Below are 15,838 nucleotides of genomic sequence, written 5' to 3'. Positions count from 1 at the left end.
GGAAATTTTGCTGATTAATGCAGGTAACTACCTGGTAAGCACGTAGATTTAGAAACGCGCTTGCTTTAAGCCCCAGCTTTTGGCACTGCGGCCCGCGGCTGGGCGGCGCGTGCGCGTACGGCCCGGCCGCGGGCATCCTACCTGCTTCTACCCTTCACCATTTCCTTTTCCAACCCATGCAAAACCTCTCTCAACCCCGGGCCGGCCGCTTGCGGCGGCACCTGACGCACACCCTGCTGGCGGCCCTGGCCACCGTGTGCGGGCTCCCGGCCCAGGCCCAGGCCCAAACGCCCGTGGCGAAGTACGGCGCCCTCCAGGTAAAGGGCAACCGGATTTTGGGCCAGGCGGGCCAGCCGGCTAGCCTGGCGGGCAACAGCCTGTTTTGGAGCAACAGCGGTTGGGGCGGCGAGCGCTACTACAGCGCCAACGTGGTGGGCTGGCTGAAAAACAACTGGAAAGCCAGCGTAGTGCGCGTGGCCATGGGCGTGGACGAGACCGGCGGCTACCTCGAAAACAATGCCCGCGAAAAAGCCAAGGTAAAAACGGTGGTTGATGCCTGCATTGCGGCCGGCCTGTACGTGATAATCGACTGGCACTCGCACCACGCCGAGCAGCACCAAGCCGAGGCCATCGCGTTTTTCAAGGAAATGGCCACCACCTACGGCAACAAGCCCAACGTGATTTATGAAATCTACAACGAGCCGCTGCAAGTGTCGTGGAGCGGGGTGGTGAAGCCGTATGCGCAGGCCGTAACGAGCGCCATCCGGGCCATTGACCCCGACAACCTGATTGTGGTGGGCACCCCCACCTGGTCACAGGACGTGGATGTGGCCGCCAACGACCCCATCGCCGGCGTCAACATTGCCTACACGCTGCACTTCTACGCCGCCTCGCACAAGGCCGCGCTACGGGCCAAAGCCAGCACGGCCCTCAGCAAAGGCGTGGCGCTGTTTGTGACCGAATACGGCACCTGCGATGCCTCGGGCGCGGGCGCGGTCGATGCCGCCTCCACCCAGGAGTGGATGACGTTTCTCAAGCAAAACAACCTGAGCCACTGCAACTGGGCCCTCAACGACAAGGCCGAAGCGGCCTCGGCGCTGGTGCCCGGCACCAACCCGGCCGCCGCGTGGGCCGATAGCTACCTCACCACCTCGGGCCGCCTTGTGAAAGGCTACGTGCAAAGCTGGAGCGGCAGCCCAGCGACTACCCCAACACCCACGCCTACGCCTACCCCAACACCGACGCCCACCACGGGCACCAAGGTAGAAGCCGAGGGCTACCATGCGATGGCCGGGGTGCAAACCGAAAGCACCACCGACACTGGCGGCGGCCTCAACGTGGGCTGGCTCGATGCCGGCGACTGGATGGCCTACACCGTGACGGTACCCACGGCGGGCAGCTACACCATTCAGTGCCGGGTGGCCAGCCCCGGTACCGGGGGCCAGATTAGCCTGGAGCAAAACTCGGGCACCACGCGCCTGGGCACGCTCACGGTGCCCAACACGGGCGGCTGGCAAACCTGGACCATCATCTCGCGCACCGTAACGCTGCAAGCCGGCCAGCAGGATATTGCCATTGGCGTGCCGGTGGGCGGCTACAACCTCAACTGGTGGAGCTTTGCCCCAGCCAGCGCCCCGGCTTCGCTGGCCGCCGCAGCCGTGTACCCCAACCCCGCCCAGCAGCAGCTGCGCCTAACCCTGGCCGAGCCCGGCACCGCCACCCACCTCACGGTAGTGAACGCGCGGGGCAAGCAGGTGCTGAGCCAGGACGTGCCGGCCGGCACCGCCCCCGAAGCCACCGTACCCCTTGCCACCCTGGAGCCCGGCACCTACCTGCTGCGCGTGGTCACGGGAGCCCGCACCACCACCACCCGCTTCGTGAAAGAGTAGCGGCGGAGTAACGAGCCAGCGCTTTTTGGCTAAAGAAAATCCCCGCCAGCGCGAGCCAGCGGGGATTTTCTTTAGAGCGGATTGCACAGCAGTGTGCTCTTTTGGTATCATTTTTAATTGCCTCTTACACGATACACTGACTTGGAAACCGCTCTAACGCCCGCGTCTTACCCCAGCTTCAGCCAGATGCCCAGCAGCACGGCCACCGCGCCCAGGGCCAGCAGCAGGCCGTAGAGCGGGCCGGCAAAGCGCAGCCACTGGTCGTAGCGCACGCCAGTGGCGGCGAGCATGGCCATGAGCGCGCCGTTGGTGGGCGTGAGCAGGTCGGTGAGGCCCGCGCCGTACTGGTAGGCCAGCACCGTTACCTGCCGGGGCAGCCCGATGAGGTCGGAGAGGGGTATCAGCAGCGGCATGGTGAGCACGGCCTGGCCGCTCACGCTGGGCACGGGCAGGTGCAGGGCCGCTTGCACGCCCATCATGCCCAGGGCGGCCAGCGCCACGGGCAGGTGAGCCAGCGGCGTGGCCAGGCCCTGCACAATGGTATCGACGATGTGGCCCTGCTCCAGCACCACGAAAATGGCCCGCGCAAAGCCCACCAGAATGGCCGAAAACGCAATGTCGCGGAAGCCCACCACGAAGCCCTCGGCCGTGCCCGTGAGGCCCAGCCCGCCCACCAGCCCGGCCGCCACGCCCAGCATAAAAAACAATGCCGCCATCTGGTCGAAGTCCCAGCCCAGGCTCACCACGCCGTAGGTGAAAATGCTGAACGCCAGTAGCATAAGCAGCAGCACCAGGCCGTGGCGGCCCGCGCTGGCGGCCCCGGCCGCCGCCGCTGGCGCCGAGGTATCGGGGGCGGTGCGGTAGCGGGTAGCATGGCGCATGGTGCCTACTATCCAGATAGCCAGGCCGATGGCCAGAAACACCAGGCGGTAGCCCCCGGCCGACAGCAGCGGCAACTGCGCCAGCTGCTGCGCAATGCCCACCTGAAACGGGTTGATGGGGCTGAATGCCGCCCCCACCAGCGCCGCGCCCAGGCTGGCCGCAATGGCCGTGAGCACCGGGTAGCCTAGCCGCCGCATCAGCACCAGCAGCACGGGCAGCAGGGCAATTATCTCCTCGCCCATGTTCTCCAGCGCGCCCATGGTGGCAAACAGCAGCGCCACCACCGGAATAACGGCCACCTCACGCCCCTGCGCGTGCCGCAGCAGCCAATCGACCCCAAAGCCGAGCGCGCCCGTCTGGTCGACCACCGTGAAGGCCCCGCCGGCCAGAAAAATCATGAATACCACGGCCCCGGCCGCCGCCAAACCTTTGGGGATGGACACGGCCACTTCGAGGGGGCTCACCGGCGTGGCCGGCACGGTGTGGTAGGAGCCCGGCACCACCACCTCACGGCCGGTGGCGGCGTTGGCGCGGCGCTCAAACTGCCCGGCGGGCAGCACGTAGCTCAGGGCCGCCGCCGCCATGATAAACAGGGTTAGTAGCACTAACGGGTGCGGAAAACGAAACGACTTCATGGGTGCAAAGTTGCGGCCCGCGCGCCGAGTGCGCCGCGCCGGCCGGCCCCGCCGTAGTACCTTCGGAAAACCCCTATGACGATTGCCGCCTTCAAAAACCTGCATCAGCGCCAGCAGGCCGAGCACCTGGCCCAGCACGGCCACGCCCTGGCCGAGCGCACCGAAGACAGCTTCGAGCTGCACCTCTTCGCCGTCGAAACTTACTACGCCGAGGTGTGGCGCAGCCGCGGCGACGAGGCCATCCTGTTCATCCACGTTTTTGAGCGCGCCAGCGGGCTAACTGATTATCTGCCGCTCATTTCGATTAGCAATTACCAGTGACCAGCAGGAACGTTAGGCAGACCGAAGGGAAGCATGACGTTCCTGCTGGTCACTGGTAATTGCCTCAGCTGCTGCGCTCTACGGCGGTGAGTAGCTGGTCGATTTCGGCAGCCAGGCGCTCAATCTGCTCCAGGCCGGCGCGGGCCTGCTCCATTTCGCCGCGCTGGTGCTGGCGCACCAGGGCCTGGCTGGTATCCAGGGTTTGGCGAATGAGCCGCTCAATGCCCGCAATTTCGGCGCGGTGGCCGTACTGGGGCTTGAGCACCGCGTGCAGCCACTGGCCCAGGGGGTTATCCTGAAACGTGAACAGACTGGGCTCCGGCTCCCGCACCCCGTAGAGCACCGAGCGCAAGCGCGACTTGAACAACACCTGCTTCACGCGGGCTTGCTGAAAGTCGAGGGCGGTAAGCTCCATAAATGAGGGTGGAAAAGGCGGGGAAGGCGCGGGCCTGTGGGGGCAGTGCCAGCGGCGTGGAAGCGCTGGCTGTGCAAGCCTGCGGGCAGTAAAAAAGCAATGCGCGCCGGCCGCCTAGCAAATAAACGGCCAAAGTAGCAAAAAAGTACTTGTGGTGGTAATATGTTGCGGTAGAGAGCCGCGGCCAGGCGCAACGGTTGCAGCTATTCCAGCGCCTTGCGCGCGTTTACCAGCTCGGTTACCTCAAAGGCAAAAACCATAATGCCGCCCACTTCGCCCCGCTCGCTAAAGCGCTGGTAGGTGAAGTTGAAATAGGCCGGGTGTAGGCTGGCCGGGGCTTCGCGGGCGGGGCCCTCCGGCGCAGGCAGCTCAACCAGCAGCTCATCACCGATGAAGGTTTCACCCGTTTCCAGTACGTTATCGAGCAGTTGCACAATGCCTTGGGCCACTACTTCGGGCAGGGCTTCGGCCACGGGCCGGCCCAGGAGCTGGCGGTCGGGAAAGCGCGCCTGGTAAGCAGTATTCACAAACTCGCAGCGGTGCTCGGGGCCGCGCAGGATGCAGATGAGCGCGGGCGCCTGCATAAACAGACTTTGATAAGTATTGCGCTGATTTTCAAAAAGTTGATAATTCTGATAAGCCTGTTCCGAAAGCAGGGCTTGCTGCTCGCTGGCCGACAGAATCTCCTGCACCATCATTTTCTGGTCGTGAATATCAGTTGCGCCCCCTACCCACAGATTAACCTGGCCCTCGGCGATGCGGCGGGGCTGCGCCCGCGACAGTAGCCAGCAGTACTGGCCGTCGTGGCGGCGCAGGCGGTACTCTACCTGGTAGGGCGTGCCGCTGGCCGCGACCTGCGCCCACTGGGTGCGCACGCGGGCGCGGTCGTCGGGGTGCAGGTCGCCGAGCCACTGCTCGCCCAGCTCCTCGGCCATTGCCTTGCCCGTGAAAGCCAGCCAGCGCGGGTTGAAATAATCGCGCTGGCCATCGGGGGTGGCCGTCCAGATGAGCACGGATAAGTTGTCGAGCATAAACCGGGGGCACTCCTGCTCGGCGGCCAGCTGCTGCTGGGCTTCGGCGGCGGCCAGGGCGGCGCGGTGCTGCGCCGTCACGTCCTGCGGCATTTGCAGAAGGTACTGCACCTCGCCCTGCGCGTCGAGCAGGGGGTAGTGCGTGAGCTGCCAGTAGCGCTCCTCAATGCCGCCGCCCTGCGCGGCGGGGCGCTCCAGGTCGTAGCGCAGCAGGAGCATAGTATCGGGCTGGCGGGTGCGGCGCACGTCTTCCTGCGAGTCGAACAGCTGCCGCTGGCTTTCGGGGGCCGAGGGGAAGGCCTCAAAAATGGAGCGGCCCACGGCCGACTCGCGCGTGCGCATCGACGCGGCCACGTGGTGGTCGGAGTTGTCGAGCACGGTGCCATCGGCGGCCAGCAGCAGATAGGAGCCGGGCAGCGCGCGAAAGAGAGCTTGGTAATCGACGGGGAGCGCGGGAGCAGGCATGGAGCAATACAGGCTAGAAAAGGCGCAAGGCAGGAGCGCCCGGTTTTCTAAACGGGTACCCCCGGCCCGATCTTTAGCAACAAGCTTGAGCCGGGCGGGCCGACGGTTGGGGGCCCGCTTTTGCGGCCTGGGTAGCTTTTAATTGGCCCGGCCGCCGGGGCCGGGCACCTTTGAGCCACTTTCCTGCCTCCTTCGCCAGCCCCGTGAAAGCTACCCTCCTCCTCGCCGCCCTGCTTGCCTTGGGCCCCGCCCTTGCCCGCGCCCAAAGCGGGCCCGTGCTGGCCCCGGCCCACGCCGCCACCCAGCTTAGCGGCCCGGTGCTCGACGCGGCGGGCCGGCCGCGGCCGGGGGCCAACGTGTTTTTAAAATCGACCTTCGACGGGGCCATGGCCGCGGCCGACTGGCTGCCCCGCTACTACCAGGCCTACGCCTTGATAGGCAATGTTTTTCAAAGCAAGGAGGATGCCGACGCCAAGGATAAGACCCTGGACCGGGCCGAGGCCGCCCTGGCGCTAAAGTGGGCGGCGACGGGTCGGAGCTGCTCACGCTGCAAGCCTATGGGTACCAGGCGCGGCTGGGCAGTTCGCTCATGCAGCGCGCCCAGCAGTATCTGAGTACGGTGGAAGAAGCTGTGGACCAGACCCGTAACTTGAACCCTGCCAACCCGCTCCCCTACTTGATGGAGGCCACGTGCACTACACCCCCGCGGCGTTTGGCGGGGGGGGGGGCGGCCGCCAGGCCCCTCTACGAAGCCGCCAAGGCCAAATACGCCGCTTTCCGGCCGGCCGGGCCGCTGGCTCCCAACTGGGCCGCTGGCTCCCAACTGGGGCCAAGGCCAGCTGCTGGGTCGCCTCAAGCAGGATGACCCAGCCCCAGCGCAGGCCGCCCGGTAAGCGCCCGGCCGGCTTTTTTTCATTGAGCGCGCGCGGCGGCCGGGTCGCTGCGCGCCTGGCTTCTACATTTATGACCCGTTCGTTTTTTTCGCTGCCCGCCGTGCCCGCCCTTTTGCCGCCTGCCTCTGCCGCCCCGCCCTACGCCAACGCGGCCCCGCCCGGCACGCCCTGGGTTACTACCGTGGAGCGCTCCAACGTGCGGGCCTTTGGGCGGGTACTGGGCTGGATAGCGCTGGTGTGCGCCGGCACGGCGCTGCTGTTTGCCCCGCCGCCCTGGCGCGACCCGCTCAACTACGGCATCTCGGTGGCCATTGCTTTCAGCTACGCGGCGGGGCTGTGGTTTGCCAATGCCTACACCGCCGACCTGCTCAACGTGCGCACCGGCTGGGGCGAGCAGCCCATCCGGCGGCTGCTGCTCACGGTGGGCCTGTCTCTTTTAGCGTCGCTGCTAGTGATTGTGCTGGTGAGCGAGGGGTATTCGGTGCTGCTGTTTCACCAGCGCCTGGGCTACTCGCTGCGCCACAGCTTCTGGTCGCAGTCGGCTTTTCCGCTGCTGGCTACAGTGGTTATTTCGATGTTTTTGCACTCGCGCTCGTTTTTGCTGGCCTGGCGCGAGGCCACCGTGCGGGCCGAGCGCCTCGAAAAAGAAACGGCCGTGGCCCGGCTCGACTCGCTACGCCGGCAGGTGGACCCGCACTTTTTGTTCAACTCGCTCAACGCCCTCACCAGCCTGGTGGAGGAAAACGACCCCGCCCGCGCCGTGCGCTTCATCCGGCAGCTCAGCAGCGTGTACCGCTACGTGCTCGATAGCCAAAGCCAGGAGCTGGTGTCCCTGCGCGAGGAGCTGGCCTTTGCCGAAGCCTATGTGTTCCTCCAAAAAACCCGGCTCGACGAGGCGCTGCAAGTCGAGTTCACGGGCGTTGATAAAGATAATAATCAGTTAATCAGTAGCTTATATCTACCGCCGCTGGCGTTGCAGCTGCTGCTCGAAAACGCCCTTAAGCACAACGCCGCCTACCAGGCCGACCCCCTGCGCCTGCGCGTGGCCGTGGATGTGGCCGCCGCCACCCTCACCGTGCGCAACACCCTGCGCCCCCGCCGCCTGAGCGCCAACGAAGCCTCGGGCCGCGGGCTGGCCAACCTGCGCGCCCGCTACGGCTTCCTCACCCCGCGCCCCCTGGTAGCCGGCCCAGCGGGCGAAGAGTTCGTGGTTACTTTGCCGCTACTAGCCCTGTAGGGTAAGCTTTAGCTTGCCGCCGCAGGGCCGCCGCCCGCGCCCCGTGAAAAAAACCGCCCGCGCCTCGCGCCACCTAGTTCGTTTGTAAAACCCTGATGATAAGAGCCTTAATTGTTGAGGATGAGCCGCTGGCCGCCCGCCGCCTGGCCAGCCTGCTGCACAAGCAAGCCGTGCCGTTTGAGCTCCTCGGCCCCGCCGAGTCGGTGGTGCAGGCCGTGGCCCTGCTGCAAGCCGGCCCCGCACCCGACGTCCTCTTCCTCGATATTCACCTTGCCGATGGTCTGAGCTTCGAACTGTTTGAGCAGGTGCAGGTTACGTGCCCCGTTATTTTCACCACCGCCTACGACCAGTACGCCCTGCGCGCCTTCAAGGTCAATAGCGTCGATTACCTGCTCAAGCCCATTGACGAAGAAGAACTTAGCGCAGCCGTAGAGAAACTACGGCTGCGCCTCGGCCCCACCGATGAGTCCAAGATTGGCACAAAAAGTTCGGTTTCCAGCACAACTCCACTGGCGCTCGACGCGGCCACGCTGGCCCAGCTGATGCAGCAATTGCGGCAGCCCGCGCCCACGGCCAGCTACAAGGCGCAGTTTGTGGTGCGCGTGGGCGAGCACCTCAAGGTGGTGCCGGTGGAGCAGGTGGCGTACTTCTTCAGCCTCGAAAAAACGACGCTGCTGCACAGCACCGACGGCCGCAAGTACGTGGTCGACTACACCCTGGAGCAGCTCGAAGGTCTGCTCGACCCGGCCCGGTTCTTCCGCCTCAACCGGGCGTTTCTGGCCCAGCAGGCCGCCATCGCCGATATTATTCACTACACCAACTCGCGCCTGCAAACCATCCTCAAGCCCGCCCCGCCCGAGAGCGAAGGCCCCGTGCTGGTGAGCCGCGAAAAGGTGAGCGTGTTCAAAAGCTGGCTCGATAGGTAAAATGGAGGGTAAGCGTTAGCCTGCCAGGCAGGTAGCAGTGCGCATTAGCCGGGGTCTTTACCACAAAAGCCAAGCTGAAACTTACCCTGCGTTGCGCAGGCGGCGCAGCTCCAGGGCAAAGCCGGGCAGCACGGGCTCGCCGCTGAGGAGCTGGTCGAAGCCCACTACGGGCCGCACGGGCTGGCCCGGCGCAAAAATGTAGACCGACTCGCTGCCCGGCGCAAGGAGCCAGCCCAGCCGGGCACCGGCTTCGAGCCAGTGCTCCATCTTGCGCATGGTGTCGGTGAGGCGGTCGGAGGGCGAGAGCAGCTCGGCCACGAAATCGGGGCAGATGCGGGCAAAGCCGCGGCGGTCGTCGGGCCCCAGGGCGTCCCAACGGGCCTGGGCAATCCAGCTGGCATCGGGCGAGAGCATGGCTCCGGTCGAAAGCGTGAAGCCCGCCGAGGAGTCGAAGACAATACCTAATTGCTTATCCTCGTTCCAATTTCCTAACAATCGGGTTAACTGGCTATTAAAAGCACCGGTTTCTGAGCTGGCGGGTGGCATAATGGTGATTTGGTGGCTGGCATCGCGCTCGATGCGCAGGTCGCGGTGGTCCTGGCAAAACTCAAAAAACTCCTCGTCGGTGAGGCGGTCCAGCACCGGCGTTTTCAATTTGATACTATCCATGGCAGCGAGCAGTTGAAGGCAACAAGATACGAAAAAGCTCAGCCTTCCAGCCACGCCTTCACGGCGCTGGCTTTCTCCTTGCTCACTACTATTTCGTCGGCGGGGGCGGGGTGCAGCGCTACCAGCAGCTTGCCGCCGAAGTGGGGCATCAGCCGGCGCACGGCCGGCAGCTGGGCAATGAGCTGGCGGTTGAGCCGGAAAAACTGCGCCGGGTCGAGCAGGCTTTCCAGCTGCTCCAGGGTGTAGTCGACTACGAAGCGGCGGCCGTCGTGGGTGGCGAGCGTCACGGTTTCGTGGTGGCTCCAAAACCAGGCGGCCTCGGCGGCGGGCAGGGGCAGCAGCGTGTCGCCCTGCCGCACTAGAAAGCGCGTTTTATGCGGCCGTTGCGGCCGGGGCAGCGCATCGAGCAGGCGCTCTAGCCCGAATGGGGAATTGGAAGTTGGGAAGGCAGAACTTGGGGTGGGTTCTTCCGCGGAGGTTGCATCACTTCCGGCTTCTTCATTCCCCATTCGCTCAGCTTGGCCAGCGCTGCTTGCAGCTCGGGCAGCTTGAGGGGCTTCAATAAATAGTCGATGCCATTGGCCCGGAAGGCTTGCAGGGCGTACTGGTCGTAGGCGGTGGTAAAAATGACCGGGCTGCGCACCAGCGTTTGGGCATACACGTCGGGGCTGAGCCCATCGGCCAGCTAGATATCGCTGAGAATGAGGTCGGGCGCGGGGTAGCTGTCGAGCCAGGCCAGCGCGCCAGCTACGGTGTCTGGCACGGCCAGCACCTAGGCCGTGGGCGCGGCCAGGGCCAGCCGCCGCTGCAGGCGCTCGGCGGCGGGGTATTCATCTTCCAGAATCAGGATGCGGAGTGGTAGCATGGCAGGCTATGCGGGCAGCAGACACAGGGCTACCGCTGCCAGCGCTACTTGGAACCAGCCCGCCTTTGCCAACACTGGGTTGACACGGTGGCCTATGTGCAGTGCATTAGTAACTGATTTATAATGTTTTACGAATATTTTGGCCGCCATGTAAGGGGTGGCAGCAAGGGGAGGAATGGCGCACGCTTCCATGATTTTGGCTCAAAAAAGTTTGTATTTGGTACAAAAGGGTTTACGCCGGCTGTGTAGCTGGCCAGCGCTGGCGCACGCCGAAATACACCAGCAGCCCCACTGGCCCGAACAAGAACGTGAGCAGCAGCGCCGGCACCAGCGCCCAGTGCGGCACGCCGCGCCGCTGGGCATCGCGCACTTCCCAGGCCCCCGCAAACAGGTCAAAGCACAGGTAGTGGACCCAGCCCGCTAGCAGCGCCCACGGGTCCTGAAACAGCGCCGCCACCCCGGCCAGCGAGCCGAAACCCCCCTCAGCCCCGTGCCCATTCAGGTAGTGGGTGGTGATGAGCGCGGCGTAGGCCAGGGCCAAGCCCAGCGACCACGTTCCGCTGAGTACCAGCACGTTGGTAACGCGCCAGCGCGGGGCCAGCACCAGCAGCGCCCAGCCGAGCAAGGCGAGCGGGTTGGCGAGCGAGAACAGCAAATCGGGAGTGAGCATGAGCGGTGGAGAGAGGTGGTTACTGCGTCAAAACTACCCCTTGCCTCCTCCGCTTGCTAACCCAACGGCAGCGAAGCGCCACAAGCGGCCGGCGAGCCGGCTTGGTGACGGGGCGAAGCAACAGGCGCGACTGGCAGGGCTGGGGTGGGCCCGGTTATCTTTGCGGGGCCGGGGCCACCCGGCCTTGCTAAGTAGCTAGTTGAAATTGACTTTACATCGTCTTGTTCGTAAGATACTGTTAGTCAGACCAGAAGCTAGTAGCCAAAAGCCAACAGCTCACTACTCATGGGTGCCAGGTTGATTGATTGCGCCGTTTTTTCAGTGAAAAAAGTGGCTTTGCTACTGCTGGCTGGGCTGCCGCTGCTGGGGGCCGCGCAGGCGCGCCGCCCGGCCCGGCCCGGTAGGCTGCCCGCCTTGCGGGCGGCGGCAGTGGCCGCGCCGGTAAGCGGCGGCGTAGTGGTGAGCGGCCACGTGGCCAAGCCCACGGCCCGCACCATCAGCCTCAGCTACGGGCCCGATTGGCGCGGGCGCTTCACCCAAACCGTGGAAGCCCCGGTGAGCGCCGCCGGCGATTTTCGGCTGGTGCTGCCCCTCCTGGCTGCCCCCGCCGAAGCCCGCCTCGACTACGGCAGCTCGGCGGCTACCCTTTACCTGGCGCCCGGCAACGCCCTGCGCCTCACCGTTGACCCCGCCCGGTTTGACCAGTCGCTGGCCTTTGCCGGGGCTGGGGCCAATGCCAATGCCAATAACTACTTGGCCGAAAGCTACTTAGTAGCTAGCCGCGACGATGAAGCCCGCCGTACCCCCGATGCCCGCGCCGCCACCCTCAGTGCCGCCGCCCTGCGCACGGCCGCCGCGGCCTACCGCCAGCGCCGCCTGGCCGCCCTGGCCACCTACGCGGCGGCCCACCCACTGCCGGCCGCCTTTGTGCACCAGCAGCGCCAGGCTATTGATTACGAGTGGGCCGGCTCGCTGCTCAGCTACACTTCGCGGCAGCCGGCGGCGCGGGTGCGCGACGGCTACGCCACGCTGCCGGTGGGCTACTACGATTTTTTGCGCGACATGCAACTCAATCGCCAAGATTCGGCCCTGAGCCAGAGCGCGTTCCAGAGCCTGCTGATGACCTACGGCTTCACCCAGCTCAACGACGCCGCCGGCAACCTGCCCACTGGCCCCGGGGCCGGCGCGCGCCTCTACCGCCTGGCTACCGAGGCCCTCGGCGCGGGCTCGGTGCGCGATGTGGCCGTGGGCCAGTACCTGCTGGGTAAGGTCGAGAGCGAGCACACCGATATTCGCCCGCTGCTGCCTGACTTTCAAGCTAATAACCGCGACTCGACCATTGCCCGCGACCTGCGCCAAGCCGTGCGCACCCACCTGGCCCTGGCCAGCGGCCAGCCCGCCCCCAATTTTACTTTGACAGATGCGAGCAACAAAAAACTGTCGCTCAGTAGCTTACGTGGAAAAATAGTTTACCTCGATTTTTGGGCCACCTGGTGCGGCCCCTGCCTGGCCGAAATGCCCGCTAGCCTGGCGCTGCGCCAAAAATTTGCGGGCCGCGACGTGGTTTTTCTCTACGTGTCGCTCGACAGCAAAGCGGCCGACTGGCAGAAGTATCTTATTGATAAACAAGTAGTTGAGTCTAATGCGGTGCAGCTGCACGACCCTGGCGCGTTCAACGGCCCGGCGGCGCGGGCGTTCAACGTGCAGTCCATCCCGAGCTACTGGCTCATTGGGCGCGATGGGCGCATCATAACCAACAGCCCGCCCAAGCCCTCCAACAGCCCGGCCATCGACACCGCCCTAGAAGCGGCCCTGAAACCCTAGCCAGGGTTGGCCTGTTGAGCTTCTCTGACTATTACCTATAACGGTTTGGGCGCGCCAGCCAGCCCGGGCCCGTGAAGAATACGGCTTGTTCCTTGTTACCTACTACGCTACTATTTCGGCTGCTTCGGCTGCTGGCGGGCCGGGGCCTGCTGCTTGCGGCGCTGCTGAGTGCCAACCTGGCCCAAGCCGCCGAAGCCGCGCCCGCCCCGCCCGATTCGCTGCGGTCCCCCGTGTTTGCCCGCCGCAAGCTGGTGGTGCAGGTCGATTCGCGCTACTCCATCATCAACGACCACTTTTCCACCATCAATGGCATTAAGCTGGGGCTGGAGTGGCGCGGCCGGGTGCGCACGGGCGCGGCCTTTTACTTCCTCAGTAGCCGCATCCCTACCCGCCTGGAGCCGCCCGACAACGCCGCCGACGAAGCCGATGCTACCCTGCGTTTCTACAACGTGGCCCTCTACGGCGAGTACATTGTGCTCGAAAATGCCCGCTGGGAGCTGGGGGCCAACCTGCAAGGCGGCATGGGCGCGGTGCGCGTAGAGTACACCGATGACGAATTCTACCGCCAGCGCTCGCCGCGCGATTTCATTGCCCTCATCGAGCCTTCCATGGCCGCCCAAATGCGCCTCTTTACCTGGGCCAGCCTGGGCGCGGGCGCGGGCTGGCGCCAACCCCTATTTGTGACGCCCGTGGTGCGCCGCGAGGTCAGCGGCCCCATTTTTTACGTCCGGGCCAAAATTCTCATCGGCCCACTCATCAGAATCACGCGTCGCCACGAGCCCTTTTTCTCGCAAAAAGACCTGCGCGTACACGGCCTCGACCGCAGCACGCGCCAAAAGTTTTTGCGGTAAGCGGCGGCAGGGAGAGGGGGCAAGAAGCCCGTCAGGCTTGGTTAAATTACGCGGAAGCCGCCGGTCATTGCGAGCGCAACGCAGTGGCGCGTGGCAATCTCTCCTAATTGTCGGGTTAGTAACCCTAATGTGAAGGAAAGGTTGCCACGCGCCACTGCGTTGCGCTCGCAATGACTGGCGTTTTTCATAAGTTATATACCTGAAAAAAAGGTATTTAGTCAGGCGTCATTTCCCCGTTGAATACGTGAAGCCCACTGTCAGGTTGGTGTTGAGGGCGCTGCGGTTTTCCACGGCAATGCTTTCGAACGAGTAGGAGTAGGCGGCCGTGAGGGCCAGGTGCCGGCTCACGCCGAAGCTCAGGCTGGTATTGGTGTTCACGCGGTAGTCGCCAGCAAAATTCTGGAGGGAGGGCTGGTAAAAACCCAGCGCCGTGAGCACCACCGGCCCCTTGCTAAAGCGCAGCTTGAGGCGCGTCGAGCTGCGGGGCACCTGCCGTAGCAGCCCATCGAGGTACGCCGTGTGCTCATAAAGAAAGAACTGGCTGAGCGTGACCTCATTGCGCAGCGTGTCGAGGTAAAACTGGTAGCCCACGCCGCCGCCGCCCACCAGCCGCCGCCTGATGGCGCGCAAGTTGCTCTGCTCACCCTCGGCCAGGGCGTAGTACTTGAGCCGCCCGCGCCGGTAGGCGGGCGTGAACAAGCCCAGCAGCTCGCGCTCGCGCAGCACGCCATCCTGCTTGCCGTAGCTGAAGTTGAGCGCCGCTGGCAGCAGCCAGTGCTTGCCCAGCGCCAGGTTGCCGGTGTGGCTGGTAGTGAGGTACATCCGCTCCACGGTGCCGGTACTGTAGATGCCCGTGAGCGCCGCCGTGTAGCGAATGCCCGTGCCACTCACGTTGTAGGTTTCAAACTCGGAGGAGGGCACCCCGCCCGCGGCCCCGCTGCTGGCGGCTACTACCGGGGCGGCCGTGGTGTCGGCCGCTACTTTGGGGCTGGGCGCGGTGGCGGCCGAGTCGGGAGCCTGGGCCAGGGCCGGGCTCGCAAAAACGAGGCTGGTAGCCATTAGCAGGCCACCACGCCGCCGCCGCTGCCGGTGGCGCGCAAAAAATTGGTATAACGTATTCATTAACAACTAGTAGCGTTCGCGGCGCGGGCTCTCCGCGCCGCGCAGCGTGGCCGCCCGGTCGAGCTTGCCCGAGGCCGTAGCCTTGAAGGCGGGCACGTACTGCACGCCCTTGGGCACCTCGTATTTGCCGAGGCGGGCGGCCAGCAGGCCCAGCAGGCGCTTTTCGGCGGCGGCGGGTAGGGCGGCGCCCTCCACGTAGGCGGTTACGGCCTGGCCGAGGCGCTCGTCGGGCCGGCCGGCCACGAAGGCGCGGCGCGACTGCCCCAGCTCGGCCAGGGCCACGTCGAGCACCTGCTCTACCTTCTCGGCCTGCACCTTCACGCCGCCCGAGTTGATGACGAAATCGACCCGACCCAGCCAGTCAAACGTGTGTTTGTCAACGAGTTCGATGCGGTCGTTGGTGGTGATGAGCTGGTCGTCGGTCACGTCGCCGCGCACCGTGAGGCAGCCGCGCTCATCCTGGCCCAGGTGCAGGCCCGGCAGTACCCGGTAGTGCGGCGAGGCCTGGGGCCCGTTGAGCAGCCGCAACGCCATGTGCGAGGCCGTTTCGGTCATGCCATAGGTGAGGTACACCGGCACTTTCAGCTGCTGAATCTCGCGCAATAAACTCGGCTCCACGGGCGCGCCACCCACCAAAATGGCCCGCATCTGATTGAGCCGATTGGCCCGGCCCGCCGCCAGCACCGCCCGCAGCTGCAAGGGTACGAAGGCCGCAAAGTCAAACTCAGCTTCGGCCGGTACCGCCTCAAACGGGTCGGCGTGGGGCTCCACCACCGTCAGGTGCAGGTGGCGCTCCAGGCCGCGCACCAGCATCATCTTGCCCCCGATAAACTCGGCGTTGAGGCAGACCAGCGCCCGGTCGCCGGGCCCCAGGTCGAAGTAGTCGCCGGTGCGGGCCGCCGACGCGGCCAATTGCCGGCGCGTCAGCACAATAAGCTGCGGCTGCCCGGTGCTGCCCGACGTGCGCAGGCCAAACTCCTGGGCGCCCGTCAGCCACTGGCGCAGCAGCTCCAGCACCCGCGCTTCGTAGCCGTTGAGGGCCGTGTGCGGGTTATCAGTTTGCTTAATGGATTCGTAGCTGAACTCGCGGCCGTTGAGCAGGAGCGAGGTGGGGAGGTTGGGGGAAGCAGAAGCCATACTATG

At 65.1% G+C, this 15,838-nt stretch carries 16 protein-coding genes; 7 read left to right on the top strand and 9 right to left on the bottom strand.

Annotated elements, in window-relative coordinates:
• The first annotated feature begins 176 nt into the window (after positions 1 to 176).
• Positions 177 to 1,889: a cellulase family glycosylhydrolase gene (locus QMK33_RS02470; RefSeq protein WP_283562964.1), complete on the top strand. Its 1,713-nt coding sequence runs from the start codon at positions 177 to 179 to the stop codon at positions 1,887 to 1,889.
• 167 nt (positions 1,890 to 2,056) lie between these two features.
• On the opposite strand, the gene QMK33_RS02465 is transcribed toward QMK33_RS02470, so the two are convergent.
• Positions 2,057 to 3,406, bottom strand: a complete 1,350-nt coding sequence (locus QMK33_RS02465; protein WP_283562963.1) for a YfcC family protein — start codon at positions 3,404 to 3,406, stop codon at positions 2,057 to 2,059.
• Positions 3,407 to 3,481: 75 nt separating this feature from the next.
• Between QMK33_RS02465 and QMK33_RS02460 the strand changes: the two genes are divergently transcribed.
• Positions 3,482 to 3,727 (top strand): hypothetical protein, encoded by a 246-nt coding sequence (locus QMK33_RS02460; RefSeq protein ID WP_283562962.1) that lies wholly within the window; start codon positions 3,482 to 3,484, stop codon positions 3,725 to 3,727.
• 64 nt (positions 3,728 to 3,791) lie between these two features.
• Here QMK33_RS02460 and QMK33_RS02455 read toward each other — a convergent pair whose 3' ends face one another.
• Together QMK33_RS02455 and QMK33_RS02450 are read right to left on the bottom strand one after the other, a co-directional pair.
• Positions 3,792 to 4,142, bottom strand: coding sequence for a hypothetical protein (locus tag QMK33_RS02455; RefSeq protein WP_283562961.1), 351 nt, complete (start codon positions 4,140 to 4,142; stop codon positions 3,792 to 3,794).
• Positions 4,143 to 4,345: 203 nt separating this feature from the next.
• Positions 4,346 to 5,638: a PAS domain-containing protein gene (locus tag QMK33_RS02450; RefSeq protein ID WP_283562960.1), complete on the bottom strand. Its 1,293-nt coding sequence runs from the start codon at positions 5,636 to 5,638 to the stop codon at positions 4,346 to 4,348.
• A gap of 203 nt (positions 5,639 to 5,841) precedes the next feature.
• Between QMK33_RS02450 and QMK33_RS02445 the strand changes: the two genes are divergently transcribed.
• The 3 genes from QMK33_RS02445 to QMK33_RS02435 all read left to right on the top strand — a co-directional run bounded on the left by QMK33_RS02445 (position 5,842) and on the right by QMK33_RS02435 (position 8,694).
• Positions 5,842 to 6,252: a hypothetical protein gene (locus QMK33_RS02445; protein WP_283562959.1), complete on the top strand. Its 411-nt coding sequence runs from the start codon at positions 5,842 to 5,844 to the stop codon at positions 6,250 to 6,252.
• A 349-nt stretch (positions 6,253 to 6,601) separates the two neighbouring features.
• On the top strand, positions 6,602 to 7,768 hold the full coding sequence (locus QMK33_RS02440; protein ID WP_283562958.1) for a sensor histidine kinase: 1,167 nt from the start codon (positions 6,602 to 6,604) through the stop codon (positions 7,766 to 7,768).
• A 95-nt stretch (positions 7,769 to 7,863) separates the two neighbouring features.
• Positions 7,864 to 8,694: a LytR/AlgR family response regulator transcription factor gene (locus QMK33_RS02435; RefSeq protein ID WP_283562957.1), complete on the top strand. Its 831-nt coding sequence runs from the start codon at positions 7,864 to 7,866 to the stop codon at positions 8,692 to 8,694.
• 81 nt (positions 8,695 to 8,775) lie between these two features.
• Here QMK33_RS02435 and QMK33_RS02430 read toward each other — a convergent pair whose 3' ends face one another.
• The 4 genes from QMK33_RS02430 to QMK33_RS02415 all read right to left on the bottom strand — a co-directional run bounded on the left by QMK33_RS02430 (position 8,776) and on the right by QMK33_RS02415 (position 10,898).
• Entirely contained in the window at positions 8,776 to 9,363 is a 588-nt protein-coding gene (locus QMK33_RS02430) for a Uma2 family endonuclease (RefSeq protein WP_283562956.1), read from the bottom strand.
• A 38-nt stretch (positions 9,364 to 9,401) separates the two neighbouring features.
• Positions 9,402 to 9,722, bottom strand: coding sequence for a LytR/AlgR family response regulator transcription factor (locus QMK33_RS02425; RefSeq protein WP_283562955.1), 321 nt, complete (start codon positions 9,720 to 9,722; stop codon positions 9,402 to 9,404).
• Positions 9,723 to 9,778: 56 nt separating this feature from the next.
• On the bottom strand, positions 9,779 to 10,024 hold the full coding sequence (locus QMK33_RS02420; RefSeq protein ID WP_283562954.1) for a hypothetical protein: 246 nt from the start codon (positions 10,022 to 10,024) through the stop codon (positions 9,779 to 9,781).
• A 436-nt stretch (positions 10,025 to 10,460) separates the two neighbouring features.
• Entirely contained in the window at positions 10,461 to 10,898 is a 438-nt protein-coding gene (locus QMK33_RS02415) for an ABA4-like family protein (RefSeq protein ID WP_283562953.1), read from the bottom strand.
• A 330-nt stretch (positions 10,899 to 11,228) separates the two neighbouring features.
• Between QMK33_RS02415 and QMK33_RS02410 the strand changes: the two genes are divergently transcribed.
• Complete coding sequence (locus tag QMK33_RS02410; RefSeq protein WP_283562952.1) at positions 11,229 to 12,722, top strand: TlpA family protein disulfide reductase; 1,494 nt, start codon at positions 11,229 to 11,231, stop codon at positions 12,720 to 12,722.
• A gap of 92 nt (positions 12,723 to 12,814) precedes the next feature.
• The gene (locus tag QMK33_RS02405) at positions 12,815 to 13,573 is read left to right on the top strand and encodes a hypothetical protein (protein WP_283562951.1); all 759 of its coding nucleotides are present in this window, start codon (positions 12,815 to 12,817) and stop codon (positions 13,571 to 13,573) included.
• A gap of 225 nt (positions 13,574 to 13,798) precedes the next feature.
• Here QMK33_RS02405 and QMK33_RS02400 read toward each other — a convergent pair whose 3' ends face one another.
• Positions 13,799 to 14,695 (bottom strand): DUF481 domain-containing protein, encoded by an 897-nt coding sequence (locus QMK33_RS02400; RefSeq protein ID WP_283562950.1) that lies wholly within the window; start codon positions 14,693 to 14,695, stop codon positions 13,799 to 13,801.
• A gap of 6 nt (positions 14,696 to 14,701) precedes the next feature.
• The gene (locus QMK33_RS02395; protein WP_283562949.1) at positions 14,702 to 15,832 is read right to left on the bottom strand and encodes an AMP-binding protein; all 1,131 of its coding nucleotides are present in this window, start codon (positions 15,830 to 15,832) and stop codon (positions 14,702 to 14,704) included.
• Positions 15,833 to 15,838: the final 6 nt, after the last annotated feature.

The sequence above is a fragment of the Hymenobacter sp. H14-R3 genome (assembly GCF_030063445.1).
Classification (GTDB): domain Bacteria; phylum Bacteroidota; class Bacteroidia; order Cytophagales; family Hymenobacteraceae; genus Hymenobacter.
This window is presented reverse-complemented; position numbering and strand designations above follow the sequence as displayed.